The sequence below is a fragment of the Mesorhizobium sp. WSM2240 genome (genome assembly GCF_040438645.1).
In the GTDB taxonomy this organism is placed as follows: Bacteria; Pseudomonadota; Alphaproteobacteria; order Rhizobiales; family Rhizobiaceae; genus Allomesorhizobium.
The window spans coordinates 664,426-684,052 of sequence record NZ_CP159256.1 but is presented as its reverse complement, the minus strand read 5'-3'; the positions used below and the strand labels follow the sequence as shown (position 1 = coordinate 684,052).

15 protein-coding genes and 1 pseudogene are annotated in these 19,627 nt (G+C 58.8%); 2 read left to right on the top strand and 14 right to left on the bottom strand.

Annotated elements, in window-relative coordinates; genetic code table 11:
- The first annotated feature begins 143 nt into the window (after positions 1-143).
- Complete coding sequence (locus ABVK50_RS32850; RefSeq protein ID WP_353646483.1) at positions 144-1,646, top strand: oligosaccharide flippase family protein; 1,503 nt, start codon at positions 144-146, stop codon at positions 1,644-1,646.
- A gap of 17 nt (positions 1,647-1,663) precedes the next feature.
- Here ABVK50_RS32850 and ABVK50_RS32845 read toward each other — a convergent pair whose 3' ends face one another.
- The 9 genes from ABVK50_RS32845 to ABVK50_RS32805 all read right to left on the bottom strand — a co-directional run bounded on the left by ABVK50_RS32845 (position 1,664) and on the right by ABVK50_RS32805 (position 10,611).
- Positions 1,664-2,101 carry a hypothetical protein gene (locus ABVK50_RS32845; protein WP_353646482.1) on the bottom strand — a complete coding sequence of 146 codons (438 nt, stop codon included), beginning with the start codon at positions 2,099-2,101 and terminating at the stop codon, positions 1,664-1,666.
- Position 2,102: 1 nt separating this feature from the next.
- Positions 2,103-3,551, bottom strand: a complete 1,449-nt coding sequence (locus ABVK50_RS32840; protein ID WP_353646481.1) for a GMC family oxidoreductase — start codon at positions 3,549-3,551, stop codon at positions 2,103-2,105.
- A 9-nt stretch (positions 3,552-3,560) separates the two neighbouring features.
- Positions 3,561-4,505, bottom strand: coding sequence for a glycosyltransferase family 2 protein (locus tag ABVK50_RS32835; RefSeq protein WP_353647074.1), 945 nt, complete (start codon positions 4,503-4,505; stop codon positions 3,561-3,563).
- Positions 4,506-4,633: 128 nt separating this feature from the next.
- Positions 4,634-5,971, bottom strand: coding sequence for a Gfo/Idh/MocA family oxidoreductase (locus ABVK50_RS32830; RefSeq protein ID WP_353646479.1), 1,338 nt, complete (start codon positions 5,969-5,971; stop codon positions 4,634-4,636).
- A gap of 47 nt (positions 5,972-6,018) precedes the next feature.
- A complete protein-coding gene (rfbC, locus tag ABVK50_RS32825; RefSeq protein ID WP_353646478.1) occupies positions 6,019-6,552 on the bottom strand; it encodes a dTDP-4-dehydrorhamnose 3,5-epimerase in 534 nt (177 codons plus the stop codon).
- A gap of 16 nt (positions 6,553-6,568) precedes the next feature.
- Complete coding sequence (locus ABVK50_RS32820; protein ID WP_353647073.1) at positions 6,569-7,456, bottom strand: GHMP kinase; 888 nt, start codon at positions 7,454-7,456, stop codon at positions 6,569-6,571.
- 223 nt (positions 7,457-7,679) lie between these two features.
- A complete protein-coding gene (locus ABVK50_RS32815; RefSeq protein WP_353646476.1) occupies positions 7,680-8,735 on the bottom strand; it encodes an SDR family oxidoreductase in 1,056 nt (351 codons plus the stop codon).
- On the bottom strand, positions 8,732-10,006 hold the full coding sequence (locus ABVK50_RS32810) for an HAD-IIIA family hydrolase (protein ID WP_353646475.1): 1,275 nt from the start codon (positions 10,004-10,006) through the stop codon (positions 8,732-8,734). The genes ABVK50_RS32815 and ABVK50_RS32810 overlap by 4 nt, the downstream gene beginning before the upstream one ends.
- Entirely contained in the window at positions 10,003-10,611 is a 609-nt protein-coding gene (locus tag ABVK50_RS32805; RefSeq protein WP_353646474.1) for an SIS domain-containing protein, read from the bottom strand. The genes ABVK50_RS32810 and ABVK50_RS32805 overlap by 4 nt, the downstream gene beginning before the upstream one ends.
- Before the next feature lie 579 nt (positions 10,612-11,190).
- On the opposite strand from ABVK50_RS32805, the gene ABVK50_RS32800 reads away from it, so the two are divergent.
- A complete protein-coding gene (locus ABVK50_RS32800; protein ID WP_353646473.1) occupies positions 11,191-11,499 on the top strand; it encodes a polysaccharide biosynthesis/export family protein in 309 nt (102 codons plus the stop codon).
- Here ABVK50_RS32800 and ABVK50_RS32795 read toward each other — a convergent pair.
- From ABVK50_RS32795 to ABVK50_RS32775, 5 genes and pseudogenes are all read right to left on the bottom strand, one after another.
- On the bottom strand, positions 11,441-11,896 hold the full coding sequence (locus ABVK50_RS32795; protein WP_353646941.1) for a hypothetical protein: 456 nt from the start codon (positions 11,894-11,896) through the stop codon (positions 11,441-11,443). The genes ABVK50_RS32800 and ABVK50_RS32795 overlap by 59 nt on opposite strands.
- Positions 11,897-13,110: 1,214 nt before the next feature.
- Positions 13,111-15,105: a GGDEF and EAL domain-containing protein gene (locus ABVK50_RS32790; protein WP_353646472.1), complete on the bottom strand. Its 1,995-nt coding sequence runs from the start codon at positions 15,103-15,105 to the stop codon at positions 13,111-13,113.
- Between the two features lie 310 nt (positions 15,106-15,415).
- Entirely contained in the window at positions 15,416-16,456 is a 1,041-nt protein-coding gene (locus ABVK50_RS32785; protein ID WP_353646471.1) for a class I SAM-dependent methyltransferase, read from the bottom strand.
- A gap of 193 nt (positions 16,457-16,649) precedes the next feature.
- Positions 16,650-17,495: pseudogene (locus tag ABVK50_RS32780) on the bottom strand (integrase core domain-containing protein).
- Between the two features lie 68 nt (positions 17,496-17,563).
- Positions 17,564-19,468: a glycoside hydrolase family 140 protein gene (locus ABVK50_RS32775; protein ID WP_353646470.1), complete on the bottom strand. Its 1,905-nt coding sequence runs from the start codon at positions 19,466-19,468 to the stop codon at positions 17,564-17,566.
- Positions 19,469-19,627: the final 159 nt, after the last annotated feature.

Here is a 19,627-nt window from a genome sequence, read left to right as displayed (position 1 = left end):
CTTAGCCAAGCCGCCAAACGGTCTCACCAGGCGGGTCCACCTCTATACCGCAAAGGTAGGAATATGAATCTTAGTGTCACCCGACATTATAGGCAGTCGGGGCCTAATCCGCCCGCGGGTTTCAGTTTGGTGAGGACATCCACGTGCACAAGGGGGAAAGCGCCAGCCGATCCGGCTTGGTCGCTAAGGCAAGCATCTGGGTTGTCGCGGGCAAGCTGACCGCCCGCGCAATCGACCTTTGCTCGCTTTTGATCCTTGCGCATCTGCTTTCCCCGTCGGAATTCGGGCTCATTGCCTTGGCGATGGCGACTATTTTGATCGTTGAAGTCGTGGTTGAACTCCCCCTCGCGCAGGCGATGGTGCGAATTCCTGATCTCACTGAGCCTATCCTTGCTACCGCCTTCACGCTCGGGCTGCTGCGGGGAATTCTCCTGGCACTGCTGTTGGGTCTGCTTGCCTTACCCTTATCGCTCTTCTACCAAGAGCCACGCCTTTTGGTCCTGGTATGGGCGCTTACGTCTGCTCCTATCCTGCGCGGCCTGGTCAGCCCGTGGATGGTCGTGTTCGTAAGAAGATTTGACTTTCGCCGAGAGTTCGCGCTGGACGTAATCGGAAAGAGTTCCGCGCTCATTGTGGCGACCGCAATCGCTCTTAAGACGGGGAGCTACTGGGCGATCGCCGGCGGCATTATCACCACTCCGTTTGTCGCCGTGGTGATGTCCTACGTGTTTGCACCGATGCGGCCTCGGCTGACGCTATCGCAATGGCCCGTATTTTCCGACATGGTCAGCTGGAACACCGCTTCCCAGCTGGTCTCGGCTGTCAATTGGCAGATGGACAAGTTGCTATTGGGCCGGCTCATCGATCTGCCGTCCTTCGGGCGCTACTCTGTCGCCGATAACCTCGCTGGTATCCCCCAACAGGCGCTTGTGCAGCCGCTTACTCGCCCTTTGATGGCCGGTTTTGCGACCATCAACTCTCCTGCAGAGTATGCACCGGCATATTGCAAGGCAATGAATGCCCTCGTTGCGACGACAGCGCCGATCCTCGTTTGCGTGGCTATGCTTTCCGATCCACTCGTTCGGCTGGTCCTGGGCGAAAGATGGATCGGAGCCGCCGTCATGCTGCAATGGCTTGCGTCGTCCTATCTTCTTTCCGTACCGACCGAGGCTCTGCCCCCGCTCGCTATGGCAATAAACAGGACACGTTTTGTTGCTGTTCGAATGATCGCAGAGCTCGTTGTCAAGCTCCCCGCCCTGATCATTGGGCTGGCTTTGTTCGGCCTCACCGGTGCTCTCGCGGCGCGCTGTATCGCAACTGCCGCCGTGCTGATCTCGGTTGGGTTCATCGCCAGATCTCTGATCGGAGTCTCGCTTAAGCAGCAAGGCCTGGCGCTATGGCGACCAGCGGTCTCCTGCGCAGCCATGGCCGTATTCCTACATTTCGTCGCGCCATTCGTCATCAGTCAGCAATCGACGTGGTTCTTGATGCTTGCTACCGCTGCCGCGGGATTGGCCGCCGTCGGCGTATACGGGGTGGCGCTCCTCGTCTTGTGGATCGCAAGTAACCGTCCAGCTGGCATCGAGGCTGTCGTCATGCACAACGCATCACGACTGTTCACCTTCATGCGATCTAGGACGGCGTGAGCCGTCAGGGCGAGAGATCACGCTTCGGCCGGCGGCTCAAGATTTGCGAATGGATTGGCGCACGCCGTGCCTGGCGGCCGGCTCGAATAAACGATTTTTACGGCGTGGGGATCTGAGGCATGGAAGAAATTCGAGTCCGTCAGATACATCGTGAGGGCCCTGCGGGCGGCGAGCTCAAACCGTTCACTCATGTCCCCCATGGTCTCGACGCCGAACGTTCGCCACGCAACCGAGACGGCACGCCTTTCCTTCCACGACCACCGGCCAAGGAATTCATCGATGCACACCAGCGCCGTCTCTTCGTCGATCGCCACACCGGGGAGCGCGCGCTTAAAGTAAGCGAGCAGGGCCTGCTTGTGATCAGCCAAAGCGAGCCAGCCTGCACCAGTCGCTCCCATAACGGCGACGGCTCCACCTCCGATCAACACTTCGCGCCGCGATAGGTTGAACTTCATGTCAGCCTCCGATGAGCTCTGCGGCGCGCAGCGACAGTGCGGCCGCTGTCAGGCTGGGGTTCGCCGTCCCGCAACTGGGCCATACACTCGTTCCAAGGACCAGCAGGTTGCGCACATCGTGATGAACGAGGCTGCCATCCACGATCGAGGCAGCCGGATCGTCGCCCATCCGACAGGTCCCTTGGATATGAAAGCCGGTCGGCAGATCCGGGCGGCGAATGATGCGCTCCACGGGCAGCGGCGCCAGGAGCTTCGACAAGTTCGCAGTCACGTGATCCACCCCGTTCTGGCAATAGGAAGAGCGGGCGGGATGGCTCACGACGGGCAGCTCCCCGCCGTTGTTCGTGACCTGATTCGTGTCGAGCGGCAGGTCCTCGACGAATATTTCGATCGGAAGCGTCTGCCGCCATCTGCCCCATTCGGTCCGTAAGCCGTCACGGTAATAGTGATTGATGAAGAAAACGAGAGCCGCTCCGCCTTGCCGCCGATGCTCGCCGTCCACCATGAGCGTGTTGAGTCCCGAGGTGGGAATGCCTCCGTCAAAATGATCGACACCGTCGAGCAGGATTTCGAACTGCAGCACATGCTTCTCGTGCAAGTATTTCCCGAGTGCGGGATGGACCATGCCGCTTCGCATCAGGATGAATGGCGTATGGATCGCGTTGCACCCGATTGCTACGAGGTCTCCCTTCGCCACCGCCTCGCGCCCGTCGACCGAGTAACGCAGGCCCTTCGCAACACCGCCCTCGAGGTCGACGGCGAGGACGCGGGCGTTCGGCAGGACGTGGACGTTCGGCGAGTCCACGTGCTCACCGAATTTATTGAGCGCGGTAAACTTGGCATCGACGGGGCAGAGGTTGCACTGGACGCTGTCACAGCAGGGGCCGCGGTCTCCGACCGCCGTCCTCAGGCGAGCCGTCGGTACGGCAAAGTGATGGTCGGGCATCGCCGACTTCATGATCTTGTCGACGCTCGATAGATTGTGCGCCGGCTGAGGATAGGGGGCTGAGCGAGGATAGCGAGTGCCCAGGTCATTCGGCCCGGCCACCAGCATTGTCTGCTCCGCAGCAACGTAGTAGGGCTCGAGGTCATCATAGCTGATTGGCCAATCCTCGCCGACGCCATACTTCGTCTTAAGACGAAAGTCATTGGGCGACAGGCGCGGCGTGTTGGCCCACCAGCAGTTCGTTCCGCCGCCGAAGCCCAATGTGAAGAACCAAGGCTTTTCCTTCGGGTCCTGCACAAACGTCTGGCCCGCATCGGTGCCGCTGTTGCGCTGGTTCTCGATCTGCCAGTCGCGATCATGAAAACCGCCCCATTCAATCAAGAGCACACGCGCCCGCGGAAATCGCCGGCGAAAGCCATGCAGAAAAAACATTGAGCCGAAGCCGGTCCCGCCAATGACGAGGTCGTAATGGTCTTCTACGGATTCGGGTCTAATGACCGGCATAAGGGCGCCTCATGAAGCCTCATTGCTGGAGGAGGTCGCCCGGTGCCAGAGGGCGCCGAACCGGCGTTCCCTCGCTTCCAGGACGACTTGGCCGATGCGCCGAATGCCGTCACCTCGACGCAAGACATAGCCGAGCGGAGGGATGAGAAGCATGCTTGCGCGTCGGGTCACGGCCATGCGCGCCAGTTCCCAACCGCCCCTGTAGCTGCTGCGCATGAGATGGGCCAGCGCGGCCCAGTAAGCGCGCTCGGCGAGTGCTCTTTGCACCTGCGCGCGGAGATGCGAGACATCCCTGCCTTGGGCGATTTCCTTCTCGAAGAACGTCTCGAAGGACAGCTCCACAGCTTCGAGCTCGGGCGCGAGCCGCTCGCGTGTGTGAGCCGAAGCATTATTCGGGTGCACGCGCACAAAGCCTTGGACCGCGCTCGTGTACGCGACATCCCCCAGGCGAGCCAGCCGCAGCCACATTTCCAGATCAGGGGCGAACGATAGTCGGTCGTCATAATGGCCGGCTGCTTTTTGAGCACTGGTTCGGACGACGACGCTGCAGCACGCTACCGTGTTGTGTGCGGTTCTACATCTTTGTGCGATGAAACTTTCCCCCGTTTCGATCCGCCATTTCGCCGCAACAGCGGCAGTCCGGATTTCCTCACCGCATTTCACGGTCTCTCCACAGGTCATCGCAACGTTCGGATCGCGGTCAAGGCACTCCGTCGCCCGTTTCAGTGCGCCGGGCGCGGACATATCGTCGGCATGCAGGATGATCAGGTAGTCCGCGGAAGCCCAGTCGATCCCTTCATTGAAGGATGCGTGAAGCCCCTTGTTCACTTTGCGCGCGACGATCTCGATACGAGGGTCCTCTGCCGCAAGCGATCGTGCGATTTCGACGCTGTCGTCGCTCGATGCATTGTCGATGATGAGAAGGCGCATGTTCTCGACGGTCTGCGCCTGCACGCTCCGCACGCATTCCCGCAAGTATCGCCCATAATTGTAGTTCGGTATGACAACGTCGATCGAACTCACGGCGGATCGTCCTTTGTGCCTCTGGTCAGAGCGCTTGCTGGTCCCGATACCCTATGTTGTCAGGCCACCGCCTTTTCGGCGCCCGGCGATTCGGCCACGGCCGAGCCGAAGAAATGGATATCTTGCTCATAGCGCAATTGGTCACAAAGCCGGCCGCGCGGGAGTTCGACGTCGTCATAGGTGAGCACTGCATCTTTGGCGACGTCGCGCTTCAACCGACAGCCCTCGGCCAAGCCCAACGGCAGCAGGCGCTCGAGTCGGGTCGTGTCGGTGTTTTCGGCGAGCCCGTAAGTCATGTAATGACCGATCCCGTCGATGACGGCGCCTGATTTGAGGTCCGTTTTGGCGGCCGCCACGACTTCTACCCTGGGCTCGCCGAGGGGAGCAATGGCGGCATCCTTGAACAGGGCCGCCCGCGCGACCGTATTCGGCACCTCGAAGTGGCAGAGATGATAGGGCCAGTAGAAGCAATAAAGCGGCCCTTTTCCTAGTTTGTACAGTTCCAGGTAGTGCCGCTCGACGCCGTCTCCTGTCGTGCCCAGCACAAAAATCCCGGGATTGGGCATCGCGCCGACGACGTAGTCGACGATCCCAAGCCCGTTCATCATGTCGTCGAGGGGGAACCAGTCGACAGCCCCCTGGATCGGCGTGCCCGCCTCTACCGTCGGACCATGCATACCCCGTTTGGCAACGCGCATGCCTGTCGCATTGGCGACGATCGCGTTTTCGAATGAAATCTTGGAGCCGTCCGCGAAGGAGGTGACCATAGGCGCCTTCATGCCCCAACGCTTGGCAAACCCTTCCTGGGTCGTCGGGTTGCGATAGGGATCGTGCAGGCCCTTAATGTTTCCGCATAGAACTGGGCGTATACCGAGGCCCTTGACCCAACGGTACAGGTTCATGATCACGCCCGGCTGGTCGCCCTCCACGTTGGTGATGACGACGCCGGCCCGATCGCTGTAGACCTTCAGGATGGGCCCGATGGTGCCATCAAGTTCGGCATTCATCATGACCACGTGTTTACCGTGCCCGACTGCGCGCATCACGACGTGGGCGGCAAACTCGATCGCGCCAGTGGCCTCTACGACGACGTCTATACATCCGGCTTCGCAGATATGCATCGGATCGGCTGTGACCGCGCAGCCGCCGCGGCCGACAATATCCTCCAGCGCGGCGACACTGGAGGCTTCGGTAACGTCTTCCCGGCCCGCCGCTTCGTAAGCGTCCCTTGCGCGTTCCACGTGCCTGTTGGAGATGGCCACGAGTTCCATGCCGGGAACGTATCGAAGCATTTGCAATGCTATGCCTCGGGCCATGAAACCGGCTCCGACAATTCCCACGCGGATCGGACGGCCCTCTGCCTGAAGCCTTTCCAACTCCTTGTCTACAATGAACATTTAGTGCCCCTAGGTTCAGTCGATGCCATCGGTGAGGTTTTGGCTGATTATTCAAGGAAGTCCGGCCAACTCCGGTCTTTTTCAGAGATCACCGCCGGCGCAGGCACCGGCCACTTGACTGCGAAGGTCGGATCATCCCAGCGCACGCCGCGTTCGGCTGCCGGTGTGTAGAACTGGGACACGAGGTAGGTGGCCTCGGTTTCATCTTCCATCGTGAGAAACGCGTTAGCGCAGCCCTTTGGTATCACCAGCATCCGCCCGTTTGCCGCTGAAAGTTCCACAGTGAGATACCGCTTGTAGGCGGGCGATTCGGGCCGCAGATCGATCAGAACATCGAAGATGCTTCCTCGGATGCACCGGAGGAGCTTGTCCTCGCCAAATGGAGCAAGCTGGTAGTGGAAGCCTCGCAGCGTGTGTTTACGAAGGTTGTAGGAGATATTCATCTGCACAATCTGGTGTGGAAATCCCTGCTCGGCGAATTCGCGCGCGCACCAACCCCGTGCGAAGAAGCCCCGGTCATCCTCGAATTTTTGCAGGTCCACCAGCGCCGCGCCGGGAATATCGGTCGTCGTGAAGAGCATCGCAGGTGCACCCACGCTAGACTTGGACGGAGTGCAGCAAGTGCGAACCGTGCACTTCGTAGCCGATAGGCACATAGGCTAGATGCGAAAGTGCACGCTTCACTCTCTCCCGTCGTTCCGGCTTGACTGCGAACATCAAAAATCCACCGCCGCCGGCGCCGCATAGCTTGCCGCCCTCCGCCCCCGCCTGCATGGCAAGGTCGTAATGGCGGTTGATTTCCTCATTACTTACACGGGACGCCAACCGCCGTTTCAGTTCCCACCCGCTGTGGAGAATGGCGCCGAAACGTTCAATATCGATGACGGCTTCCGAAAAGACCTCCTGAAGCAGGAAGGCGTCGTCGCGCATGCGCCGCAGCGTATCGAGATTGCTTGACGTTTTCGCCTTCTGCTCGACCAGCACGGAACTCGCGGGCCGCTGATGCGATGTCCAAAACATCATCAGCTTGTCGAACAGATGCTCGACGGCTCCGTTGCGCACGCGCTGCGGCTCGACCGTCACGGCACCTCCCGGCTGGAAGCGGAACAGGTTAAGGCCACCAAACGCGGCGGCATACTGGTCCTGCTTGCCGATGGGTTCCTTCAGGATGTCCATCTCGATGTAACAGGCCTCGTCGGCCAGCTGACCAGGTGTGACACGCTCCCCTCGAAAAGCGTGCAAGGCATTGAGTAGCCCGACGGTGAACGAGCTCGAGCCGCCCATACCTGTGGAAGCCGGCATATCGCCTACAGTAGAAATGTAAATCGGCGGTTCGATCTCCATGAAACGCAGGCACTCACGTGCGATATTGTTCTGGATTTCGTCTATCGTGGTTACCTGCTCCGTTTGGGAGTAATTCAGGCGGATGGGTTCGTTGAAGATCTCGCTGTGGCGCTTCACCGTCACGTAGATATACTTGTCCACAGCGGCGCTGAACACCGCACCACAGTCGAGGTTGAAGAAATCCGGAAGGTCGGTGCCGCCTCCTGCAAAACTGACACGGAGGGGGTACGGGTCATGACGAGTGACGGCAAACGCCGTTCCTTTCGACCCATGATGGCCGGACTGGCCAGTTCCGTATCACGGTCGGGCCTTGTTGGAGCGTCGAGGAGCTGTTCCATGTTGTTTACCCTGCCATGCTTACGGATCAAGCCACGTGTCGCTGTTCGATTTGCCAACGCAGGCCGTTGTCGAGTGCGCCCGTCTCGAGGAGATGATTGAGCCACCGCAGACGCGTGAAGCGCTTGTCTGTGAAGTTCTCGTGCGTCAACGCTATCGAGCAGAAGGTATCGTAGAGTTCTTGCGCTCCCTTTTGTGCCGTCCACTGGAACTCAAAATTGGGAAAAGTTCGGGAGAACTTGCTGAAATCGGCCCGGTACGTCCGCTGGTCAGCGCCGGGCTGCGGCATCATCAAAAGTTGCGCGCCGGGCACTGTCTCCGCAGCGATCTCTGCTATCTCGCGAACTCGAAGGTTGAGGCTGTCAACACCCATGTTGAATGCCTCATTGTGCACGTCCACGAGCGGCGCCTCCAGCATCAACCTGAAATATCGAGCAACGTCCTGGACGTGGACCACGGGGCGCCAGGGTGTGCCGTCGCTGTGAACTTCAACGCGCCCAGTGGTGAAGGCGCTCCCCATGAAGGTGTTCAAAACGGTGTCGAAGCGCATGCGCGGCGAAAACCCGTAGACGGTCCCGTTGCGGCAGTAGACCGGCGAAAATCGGTCGTCGGCCAGTGCGCGAAGCGCTTCTTCGGCGACAACCTTCGACCTGGCGTACTCAGTCTGTGGGGCGAGTGGAGCGGTTTCGTCGACGACTGCTGCTTCCGACATCCCGTACATGATGCAGGATGAGGAGAACAGAAACCGCCGCACGCCGGCCGCCTTGGCCATCTCCGCCAGGCGAAGCGTGCCTTCAGCATTGATCTCTCTCGTCCAATTCGGGTTCAGATTGCCAATTGGGTCGTTAGACAAGGCGGCCAGATGAATTACGGCTTCGAAGCCTGCGAGGTCCGACGGTTCTAACGCGCGTAGGTCGTTGGAAATCTCGGGCACACTGGTGGTGTGCGTTCCAAGGGTGCACGCCCTGAAGTATCCCGTATCCAGCCCGACAACGTCGTAGCCCGCGCATCGCAGCACAGGTACCATCACGGAACCGAGGTAACCATTGTGCCCGGTGACGAGAATGCGTGCTGATTCAGTCATGTCTGCCGATGCCCTTGTTTTAGGAGTTGACGGGTAAGGTCGAGAAGCGAGCACTGATCGCTCACGTACGCGTAGAGGCAGTCGGCTGCGTCGGCCGCCTGGTGATCACGTTCATCATCACCAATGAAGAGTGTGCGTGTCAGATCGAGATCGAAGTCCCGCTGCGCCTCATACAGCATCCCCGGTTTGGGTTTTCGGCAGGCGCATCCGTCGTCCCATCCATGCGGGCAATGATAGATGGCTGTGATCTTGCCGCCGGCGGCGCCCGCTTCGGCGCACATACGCTGATGAATGGATTCGAGGTCCGCCGCGGTCACTGCACCGCGCGCGATTCCCGCTTGATTCGAGATCACGATCACGCGGTAGCCGGCCTTGTTCAGCATGGCCAAGGCTTCCTTTGCACCTTCGAGCCATTCCCATTGGTCCCACGAACACACATATTGCGCCCGCGGCGGCTTGCGGTTCAGAACCCCGTCCCGATCCACCAGGATCGTCTTCTCGCGTTTCATGAAGCGTTCGGTCGCGGGAAGACGTTGTATCGAGCCCACGCTGTAGTAGCGGTGCTCGCTGACATAGGCTGCCAGCCGGCGTTGCATGGTTAGCGGTGTATATATAGCCTCCTCAAACAGAGTCTCGCTGTCCGGCAGGAGTTCAAGCGCAAGATCGGTCAAGATGGCGTAGCTGATTTCGACCCCCTCAAGCCCAGGTGTAGTGCGTAGCCGGTCGAAAACGGCGACATTGTCATTGGCATCGAGGATCACGTTGCCGCGAGAGTAGCGATCCTTGTTGGCGTAGACAGTTATCATTCCCGGCTTGCCGGCCGCGCGGAACCGCTGCCAAAGGCGGTGCATCCGCATCGGCCAGTAATTATCGCAATAGAGCAGCAGGAAGCACGGCTCAATGAGATGGCGCGCATTTGAAACCCGGCTGCTGGTAAGATCGTCGGGTCCGGTAACTGCATACTCGATCTTGATGCCGAACCTGCTTCCTTCGCCGAAGTGGTTCATAACCACATCGGGCAGATAGCCGAGAAGCAGCAGAACCTTTTCAAAGCCCTCCTGCCGCAGCTGCTCGATCTGGTATTCCAGAAAGGGTCGGCCGAGCACGGGTACCATCGGTTTAGGGCGGTCAAGAGTGACGGGCCGCATGCGCGTGCCGCGTCCCCCGGCCAAAATAACCGCCTGGCGCGGCCGGCGATACGTCCGCCCTTCGATAACGGCCAACGGCAGTTCTTCCGCCGCGGGCGCAGACGGCGCCAGCCGTATGTTCATTGGCTGTGCTCCGGTCGATCGGCCACGAGGCATCGGGTGATGGCATGGCAGATTGCGGAGTGGACATCCTCGACCAGCTCGTACGCGCCCTTTTCCGACCGAACCCATACCGGCTGGTCGACGAGTTCTTTCAGGACGCCGCCGTCAAAGCCGAGCAGCCCGATGCTGGCGACCTTCCGGTCTCGGGCGAGGTCGACTGCCCGCACAAGATTGAGGGAGTTCCCGCTGGCCGAGATCACGATCAGCAGGTCGCCCGGCTTGGCGAAATTCTCCATCTGCCCGGCAAAGATGCGCTCATAGCCCTCGTCATTGCCCAGCGCAGTCAACCAGGAAACGTTATCGGTCAGGCTCATTACACGGATCGGGTGCCTGCCGGAACGTTTGGTGGCTTTGCCAAGATCATTGACCCAGTGAGACGCGGTTGCAGCGCTGCCGCCATTGCCGGCGATGAAGATTGTGGCGCCCGCGTCGCGGGCCCCACGCAGCATCTGCGTGGCCTGCTGGACGGCGTCGGTGTCGACCCGCGCCAGTGCCGCGCCGACGGCCGCGAGATACTCCTTTGTAAGCTCCTTGGGGAGCACGTAGGCCATATTACCCGCAAGCATTGCGATACCTCAGCCAGATTTCATTTCTCTCGTTGGTGAGATTCCAGGTCCCACGCGACAGAGGTGAAGACCGCCGTGCGCGATCCAAACCCGAATTCAACAGAACGAGCAGATTTCCTTCATCAACAGTTTCATGCGAGGCCAAGCGAAAATAGATGACCATGTGGATAAGTAGCCGATGCCGGCAGGTGGGCCTCCTACCGAAAACTAGTCGCCATTGCCCCTTGGGCTTACCCCAAAGCAGTATGCCCATCGGCCGTTGACCCGACTTGCGGCAACGGCTCAATCCGGTAACGTCGCGGCAAACTTTGTGCCCAGCCCTTGTTCAGAATCGTATATCCATGGCGTTCGCAGGCTGCGCGACAACCTTCTTGCTGTCACGTACCCGCCTGATGGGTCCGGATCGAGCCGAGTACATCCTGAAATTTAACGGCTGACAGCTCCAAAGGACTGTCACTCGCAAATTGCTGATAGAGTGGTTTATCAAGGCCTCGCTCTGGCCGCCGGGGTCCCGGTGGCATCATCCGCCGGGGAATATCTGCTCGGACGCAAGAGAAGCTGCGCCTCAAATATTTACGAGTGGCGGGTTTCCGCGACGTCAACTTCGAATGGACAGCGCTCAACCAGGAGTTCATTGTCGGTGCGGAAGGTTCGCTCTCCCAGCCATTCGTCGGTGACTTCCGGGCGACGGGGGTGACGTCTCAGGACCTTGCAAGACAAATCGGCAACCGCTTGATGGAACAGATGGGCCTCCGACGGCAGCCGGACGTCATCGTGGAGATCTTGCAGTTCCCCTACATTGCGGAGTGCCGCGCTGGTCCCAATTGCGTCATAGACGTCCTCTTTCGAGCAAGCAGGTGGCTACCTCACGTCGACGGCGGATGTTAAGCCTTGCCATTGTTTCATTCCAGAGCGAGGCTGCTTCGGGGGTGTCCTCGTTCCAGGCCCGCACAATGACAGCGCCCCCCAATTTGGTCGCCTCCCGCCTTCCGCCAAGCGCTCTGTAATGGTTGACGAAATCGTAGGGATCAAAGCCGCCTATGAGGACACACGCCCTATTGGCGTGGATTTCTTCGATCGGCCGATAGGCTGCTGAGTTTCTAATTGCCCGGGCCTTGGAGATGATAGCCCGCATCCTGGCAAGTTCGAGCGGGATCGGCTGCCTTGCAGACGCCAGTTGGTAAAGTTCGGTATCGAGGTCTTTTTGGGTCCGCCAGAGCTTGTAGCCGTCGGTGTGGCGGCTGTTGGCAATCCTTTGCGCTATCCGGTCAACCTCAACTGTCATGACGAGGTCCTGAGAACCTTCGAAGCACGAGCCCGCACCTATATCAGCACATCATAATATGCCTTTGATCAAGGTGTAAAAGAATGCTTATTTCGGGAAGCGCGTGCGCTGGTGGCCGGCCCTGGGCCAGGCCTATAGTGAAGCTCCGGCCGGTAGCGTGGCGCGATGAACTCCCGGAGCGCTGATGCGAGCTTTTGTCAAGGGAGTCAAGAGATCCACGACTATTCCCTTTGCCAGCTTGGATCCAAGGGGCCTTAACGTTACAGACGGCTTATGAGATGATAACCATGCCAATTCGTCTGTGAGATTTCGCACATTTGAAGATATTGGCGAAAATCAACCCCCGGTGCCGGCCCTCCCAAGGTGAGTGTAAAGCCAGGCGAAGTACACTTGATTAACAAGAGACCTACGGTCGTGACAGCCCATTCGGCCTTTCTGTCGAGATGCGTGATGCGGTCCTTGCCACGCCGGCCAAGCGATGGGATGAACGGTGCCCTCGGCACAACGGGCTGATCATCGCTCACGGTGATCGTGGTCGCGATGTCTTCTTCCTGCTGCAAGGGCGCCGCGCGTCACATTGTGTCGCCGGACGGCAGAGAGATTGCGTATCACGACATCGCAGCCGGGTAACATTTTTGCTGAATTTGCCGGCATCGACGGAAAGGCTCGCTCGGCCAGCGTCGTAGCGCTTGCCGCAACGCGCGGCGCGACGCCCCTGGGCAACGTTCCGGGACATCTTGATCACCGTCCGACTTTTCGCCTGGCTGCTTCTCGAGCATTCGTCGGCTGGACTACGGCGCATGGCCGGCAAGGTCTACGAATTCAGCACTCTGGTGGCGAGCAAACGGCTGATCGTTGAACTTCTGCACCGGGTGGAGGACATCGCGCGAGGTTCTCGTAAGCCCGGCCGCGACGCGCTCCGAGCTGGCGGCGACGATCACACGCACAGAGAGGCGGTCTCGCGCCAAATGAGCGCTTGGCCAAGAGGAAAAGCGCGGCAGCAGACTTATGCTACACGACCTTGCGGCGCTCCAAAGCGCTCGTAGACAAGAAAGAATAATCGGGGACACCCGGCCGAAAGAAATGGTCCTCCTCGATGTCGGCTGAATCCGGATGGTCTCATAACCCGCCCGAGTTGTTCAACCTATTGAAAGGCTCCACAGCTCGCAAGTTGTGACGGTCTTCATCCTGGCCAACTGCACTCGGCGCCGCTATCACGCTAATTTCAGGACAGCAATTTTGCTTTTATGAATGGCCGGTTTCGTCCGGAAACTCCCGGCGGAAGCAGGGCGACCGACATAAAAACCTTGGACTTTGTCTATGCCGAATTCTCGCATAAGCGCCATCTGCTCGCCGGTTTCCACGCCTTCGACCAAGATTTTGTGGCCGCGATTTCGGACCAGGGCAATAATGTCCTGGAGCATCGCCTTGCCCCGGGCGGAGCCACAATCGTGAAGAAAAGAGCGGTCGATCTTCACCGTATCGAAATCGATTAGACGAAGCCATGAAAGACCCGCGAAGCCCGTTCCGAAGTCGTCAAGCCAAATCCTGATCCCTAGTAGCTTTAGGTCGCTGATGCAGCGAAGAATGTCCGAATGCATCTCCATCTCGAGACCTTCGGTGATTTCGAAGGCCAGCCTGCTGCCGGCTACGCCAGTCTCGCCCAAGATGGCCGCAACGGACGTTGCAAAGCCGGGTGTCTTAAGCTGAATTGGAGAGACGTTGACGCTGACGACACCGACGTGGTCGTCTGCCAAGAGCTCACCGCACACGGTCCTTATCGCCCAGCGCCCGAGTTCCAGGATCGCGCCAGTTCGTTCCGCGACGGGGATGAATAGGCTGGGCGGCACCGATGTGCCGTCCAGCATTCTGAGGCGCATCAGAGCCTCGACAGCTTCGACTTGGTCCGACGCGACATTCTGGATAGGCTGATAAACCAGTGAAACGAGATGCTGGCCAATCGCGATCTTCAGCAAAGCCGCAATATTCTCACTCTCGTCGCTGCTCTGGGGATCGTCCGGATCGAACAGCCGAGCACAATTTCGACCACCTGCTTTTGCTAGATAAAGCGCGCGATCAGCCTCGTGGATGATCTTCTCCAGCTTGGCTCCAGTCTGCGTTCTGGTGAATGCGGCGCCAACGCTCACTGTCACAATCGAGATACCGTCTCTCCGCTGCTCGTGGGTAAGTGCGAGGTTCTCCACCGTGCGGCGAATGGCTTCCGCAAACTCCGCCACCTGTTCTCTTTTTTCCATGCGAGCCAGGACAATGAATTCCTCACCGCCGTAGCGGCCGATTGAGCCGTTATACTGCTTAATCATGTCGCCAAGGGCATTGGCGACAAGGATCAGGCAACGGTCGCCTTCTTGATGGCCGTAACAGTCATTGAACTTTTTGAAGAAATCCACGTCGATGAGGATCGCCACGAAACTTTTGCCGGACCTTTGCCAGTCACTCCAGAAATCCCGCAGCTTCTCGTCAATGGCGCGCCGATTCTGCAGACCTGTGAGCGGATCGGTTCTCGACAGACTCAACAAGGCCTGCCCACGCTCAGTGGCCTCCTTGTGCTGGATTTTGGCTTCGAGGGCATTCAGGAAGACGTTGTAGCGCTCCTCGTTCAACCTCCAGTTCACGTAGGAGGTAAACGTGAAACACGAAACGTAAAATGTCCCAAGGGCGATTTGGTAAGACCCGTTCGCCGGAAACAAATACAAAGCGACGAAGAAAGCGGCGAGGATTATACCAGATGATATGACCGAAAGGAGAAACTGGAATCGAAAGAACAGATTTGCGCCCATCATGAAAATGGAACCGAAAATCATGAAGTAGGAGAAGTTCTGGACGTAGTCTGTCATAATTGCCGGAACCAACCAGACCACGTAGCCTGAGACCAGTGCGGCCGCGCAGGTAAGATCGAGCCATTCCGTTTTGAAACCCATGCGAAACTGGATTTCGAGGGTGGTGAGCGCGATTGCGCTGACCGCAAAGCGCGCGGCGATCGTGTAAGCCGCGACATCCGGAATCAGCACTACATCGATGATGGAAAACAGCAGATAGACCGCTACCGCGAGCCAAAGCCCCTGCCGGGCAGCCTTTCTGCGGGCGCCCTCGCCCTCTTTTAGATAGAGCGTGCGCAGTTCTCCCGAGAGTGGCTCTTGCCGTCCCTGAAGGACATCTTCCGTTACCAGATCGGCCAACGTTTGGGTCATGCACTGATCCTGGCGTTGCCCCCGGCTGAATGGGAATTCGACGCCCCGTTTCACTGATGGCGCTGGCGTTCGGCATCACGTGCGCCAGGCCCGCAAAAAACGAGTATATAAGGATGCTCTTACGGAATATTGCGCGAGACAGACGGCTTTTTCTTAAAATTGGCGATTAACTGCTAAAGCGCACCGTTCCGGCCCAATTGCTCATTGCTCGATATCATCCAAAAAATCGCGCCCCCCTTCCAAGAAAACTAAAACGTGACGTACGCTTAAGCGTTGGTCATCCGCTGCAAATTCTTAACTGCCCGCCGTCTTAAGAAGCTCGCTTTAGGACCTTGCCGTAAACGATATTTCGGTTCGATCCATAAAATACTTGGGCTTCCACGCCGTTCATATCGACTGCGGCTTTGATGATGTCCCACATATCGTCAGCCGAACGCAGGATGAGCGGCCAATCCATGAACGTCTCCATGTAGCCATCAGTCGTAATCTCATCGCTGAAATTGGCAAAGAGGAATTCGCCACCAGGCTTGACCAGTTCCATGGCTCTCTGAAGCAGCCGGATTCCGATGGCACGCGGCAGGTAGTCGTAAAGACCCGACGCGTAGACGAGATCAAATGTGCCAAGGGTATAGGCGCGGCGAAGAATGCCCCGCACGGAGCCGTCAACAGCCTCCACTGCGGTGCCGGCCAGATCTCGATTCACAATGCCGACGCTAACCGGATCCTGGTCCAGGCCGACCCAGCGCTTCAATTTCCCAGTAGCGAGGGCCTCGGAGAGCTCTGCTTCGCGTAGGTGACCGCACGCAATCGCAAGCACCTCCGCATTCTCTAGCCGGCGGGCTGTTTCGTCCACGGTCCTGGCCAGAATGTTCCGTCGCTCCCGTCCGGCTGCAGAGCTGGCAGCCTCGCTGGTATAGCCGTAGATCTCCCGGCCAAGCGGGGATGACGAAGCCACCAACTCGTCGGCACTGCTGTGCTTGTAGTAAATGTCCAAAAGCCTTGCGTCGCCCGAATACCCGCGCGGCTTTTCGAAAGACCAGCGCGTGAACGGATCTTCCATCAAATAGTCCGCGACAGGATGTTTCTGGGCTGATGGAATGAGGCGCTGCCAGACCGCGGGAGCAGTCTGCCTCCGAAGCTCGTGGAGTCGGCCCGCCAAACGGTCGACTATCGACGCTGCCGGATCCTTCCTCACAAAAGCTTGGTGAGCGAGTTGCAGTACAAGTGCGAGTTGTCCCGTCCGCTCCTTAAGCTCGTCGGCGTCGATGCTGTCGCTCGATGCTGCGCTATGCCTCCTAACCAAACCAGACGTTATCAGGCTGTGCTCGTCGAGCTTCACGTTTCGCGCCATGCGGCATCCCCTTCGCTCCACACGCCAATAACTATAGGCACACCACATGCCATCCCAAAGACTTTCATAAAAGTTTAGTTAATTGGTTTGCGTTCTGTCCTGCCGTCACCGCCCTCTTTGCCCTGGTTGGTGAGAGGTGGACCCGCCTGGTGAGACCGTTTGGCGGCTTGGCTAAGGTGGATCTGGTTCGTTTCTATGCCGCCAATCGCTCCGTCATTTGCGCCGTAGCATAGACCTCGTCGGGTGTCCTGCCGCCGAAGGTCGAGTGTGGGCGTCGCCGGTTGTAATAGTCGATCCAGGAACCTATGCCATTGCGGGCTTCGCTTCCCGTCTCGAAGGCATTGAGGAAGACGCACTCGTATTTGAGGCTGCGCCACAGTCGCTCGATGAAGACATTGTCCATCCAGCGGCCGCGCCCGTCCATGGAGATGCCGATACCGGCGTCCTTCAGTGTCGTCGTGAAGGCGAAGCTGGTGAACTGCGAGCCCTGATCGGTATTGAAGATGTCGGGCTTGCCATAGCGGGCGATCGCGTCTTCGAGAGCTGCGACGCAGATGCCGCGCCATCTGGCGCGAGCCATACCACGGCGTCTCCATGAACGCTTCGTCGATGACACGCATCAGTTCGAGGTTCTCGGGCGTCTCACCCGCCGGCTGTCGATAGAACGACGCCCGCGAGATCGAGACCAGTTCGCACTGGCGGCGGATCGAGAGCCGGTTGTGATCGGGATCAATCATCGTTCTCCTCCGATCCAGGCTCAGCGATCGAAGGCTTTGGCCAAAAAATCCCGCTCGACGACGAGTTGGCCGATCTTGGCATGCAGCTTCGTCACCTCGGCTTCCCGGCCGACCTGCGCATCCGCCGCCTTGTCGTCGAAAGCCTTGGCCAGGTTCTCGATGGCCTGCCGTTTCCACTGCGTGATCTGGTTGGGGTGAAGCTGGTGCTTCGTGGCCAGCTCCGAAATCGTCCGCTCGCCGCGGATCGCCTCAAGCGCGACCTTGGCCTTGAACTCGGCCGTGAACCGTCTGCGTGTCTTCATGCTGGATCGTCCTTTTCATCGGGCGATCCACCTTATGCTCCTGTCTCAAGAACCGGCACCACCTCTTATCACCTAACCGCCCTTCCAGCTTTGCAGGGTTGAGGCGCCTCCCAAATTCGTCGCCATCTGCATTGGGCAGGGCGTTTTTGTTCTTGACGGAAATCGGCAGATTTGAATGGAACAGGGTAGCCGAAGCGCTTTTTTTGCAGTCTGGAGATCGCGATAATCAACACCGACGGTACGCACATGTCTGTCTCCCGTGCAGACGCGTCCGCGACGGGGATTTCAAGTCTGAGACCGACGACCCCGTCAAAATTCATCCGACGCACTCGCGGTCGTGCGAGCGGCCCCGCGATGGTCGTTGACCGATATCTGCTTGTCATTCGCTCTTGGCTGTCTCGCGCTGGGATTTTCGGCGGCGTGTACAACCGCTGTAACCACATTCGCAGGGTGTTCTGTGTCTCGCCTCGTTTCTTAGGGGCGAGCGCCACTCCAGGCGCCGGAAAGTCCATGTCTTTGCTGTCCAGCACCAGCACCCAGTCGTTTCCTCGTTTCGGATCCCCCGGTGGATCGAACTGCTGCACGTCGCTGTTTGGGAACTCACCAATTCGGTTCGCAGCACCGGTCCTCGGATTGAACCACCAAGCCACCAAGGTGCTGCCCGCAATCCTCCCCAGATCGACTCTGAACGTCTTCCCAGTTGCAGCATAGATGAATGCATACCCCTCTCCGCGTGTGGCACGAATATGATCGCCGCCCGAATACGCATTCTCGACGATCGACTGGTCTGGGACACTGCTGAGCATCGGCCGGGAAAGCATAAGGTCACGCAGGTGCTTCATGTGCCAGGCTCCCGGCAGGTCCATCGCGTGGTACCAGTAGTAACGGACGGGGTCAGAAGGTTCCCTGCCTGGCTCGTACATTTGCCAGACGCCACGGTTCCCGTAGGTATACCCGTGACCGCCTGCGAACAGCCCCCAATACGCAGCTTGGCGGACGTCATAGTCGTCGTACCAGCCTTTCTGGGGCTCGTCCCAATGGTCGTATGGCAGCTGATCCTCGTAGGCACTTTCAGCGTCCATGGTGGGCTTCACTGGGATCCGATTGTAGTCTGCAGTTATTAGTTTGTGCCGGGGAAGGTCATAGGTCTCATGGCCGGACTGAAGCATGTTGAAGTCGAGCCATGGCTCGTCGTGAAACCACTGTGAGGAGCTAAGCCCCGTGCGGGGGTGAAAGGTCATGAGATGAGGACGGCTCTCGGTTTCTTTGATGCCAGCTGCCAACTCGCGGAATGTTTCAGCCTCGACGGCGTGAATGGCGTACTCGCCTCGGAGAAGCCGCCGGATGCTCCTCATGATGTCGAGGCCCCGCTCGTAGACGGTCCGCTCCGGACTGCTAATGCTGGTGTCACCTCCGAGTACCCAGATGATATTGCGCCGCCCCCCGTAACGCTCACCTAGGAAGCGCCCATAGACCCGGGCGTTCGACCTGTTCACCAAACCGGCACGATAGTGATCCCACCAGGCGGGAAGCAATGCGACAAACATGCCTTTGGATTCTGCCAAACTCACGAGGTAATCCACGTGGTCCCAATAATCGTACTGGGTCGCGTCATTTGGATCGGAACCCGGAGTTGCAGCTGGACGGGTCACGTCCTTGTCGATGAACGGGAGATCCCCGTAGGGATTGGGAACGCCCAGGGGATCTTTGTAATGGATTGCATCAAGAATCCCGGTGACCGGCCCGGAGATGACCGTAAACCCCTGCTGGCGCCGCTTCTCGAGTAGCCGCTCGGCGTCCTCCCGTCTGGCGCGGTGAAAAAAATTCCAGTTTGTGTCGCTCAGGTAGAAAAACGGTGTGCCGTCAGCGTGAACTAGATACCGCTTATTGCCCGACACCCTGAGCTCGCTATGGGTGTAATCCAACACAGGACCGCCACGCGGCGTCTCCTGTGCTGCCGCGGTCAGTGTCAACAGTGAGGCACTAAGCACGGCTGCACCAAATGTTCTACTCGGCATCGGTCGCTTGCCCCGATTAGACACATCTGTGAAGGATTGAGCCCAATTGCGCTGTTGCTTCCGATAGGAGACCCTAGGCGTGCCCCACGGGCAAGCTCGTCCTTTGAGGTAGGG

Bases quoted from the DNA above. Each gene is read 5' to 3' on its own strand.
- ABVK50_RS32845 (WP_353646482.1), bottom strand. From the start codon at position 2,101: ATGAAGTTCAACCTATCGCGGCGCGAAGTGTTGATCGGAGGTGGAGCC.
- ABVK50_RS32840 (WP_353646481.1), bottom strand. From the start codon at position 3,551: ATGCCGGTCATTAGACCCGAATCCGTAGAAGACCATTACGACCTCGTC.
- ABVK50_RS32830 (WP_353646479.1), bottom strand. From the start codon at position 5,971: ATGTTCATTGTAGACAAGGAGTTGGAAAGGCTTCAGGCAGAGGGCCGT.
- rfbC (WP_353646478.1), bottom strand. From the start codon at position 6,552: ATGCTCTTCACGACGACCGATATTCCCGGCGCGGCGCTGGTGGACCTG.
- ABVK50_RS32815 (WP_353646476.1), bottom strand. From the start codon at position 8,735: ATGACTGAATCAGCACGCATTCTCGTCACCGGGCACAATGGTTACCTC.
- ABVK50_RS32810 (WP_353646475.1), bottom strand. From the start codon at position 10,006: ATGAACATACGGCTGGCGCCGTCTGCGCCCGCGGCGGAAGAACTGCCG.
- ABVK50_RS32805 (WP_353646474.1), bottom strand. From the start codon at position 10,611: ATGCTTGCGGGTAATATGGCCTACGTGCTCCCCAAGGAGCTTACAAAG.
- ABVK50_RS32795 (WP_353646941.1), bottom strand. From the start codon at position 11,896: ATGACAGTTGAGGTTGACCGGATAGCGCAAAGGATTGCCAACAGCCGC.
- ABVK50_RS32790 (WP_353646472.1), bottom strand. From the start codon at position 15,105: ATGACCCAAACGTTGGCCGATCTGGTAACGGAAGATGTCCTTCAGGGA.
- ABVK50_RS32785 (WP_353646471.1), bottom strand. From the start codon at position 16,456: ATGGCGCGAAACGTGAAGCTCGACGAGCACAGCCTGATAACGTCTGGT.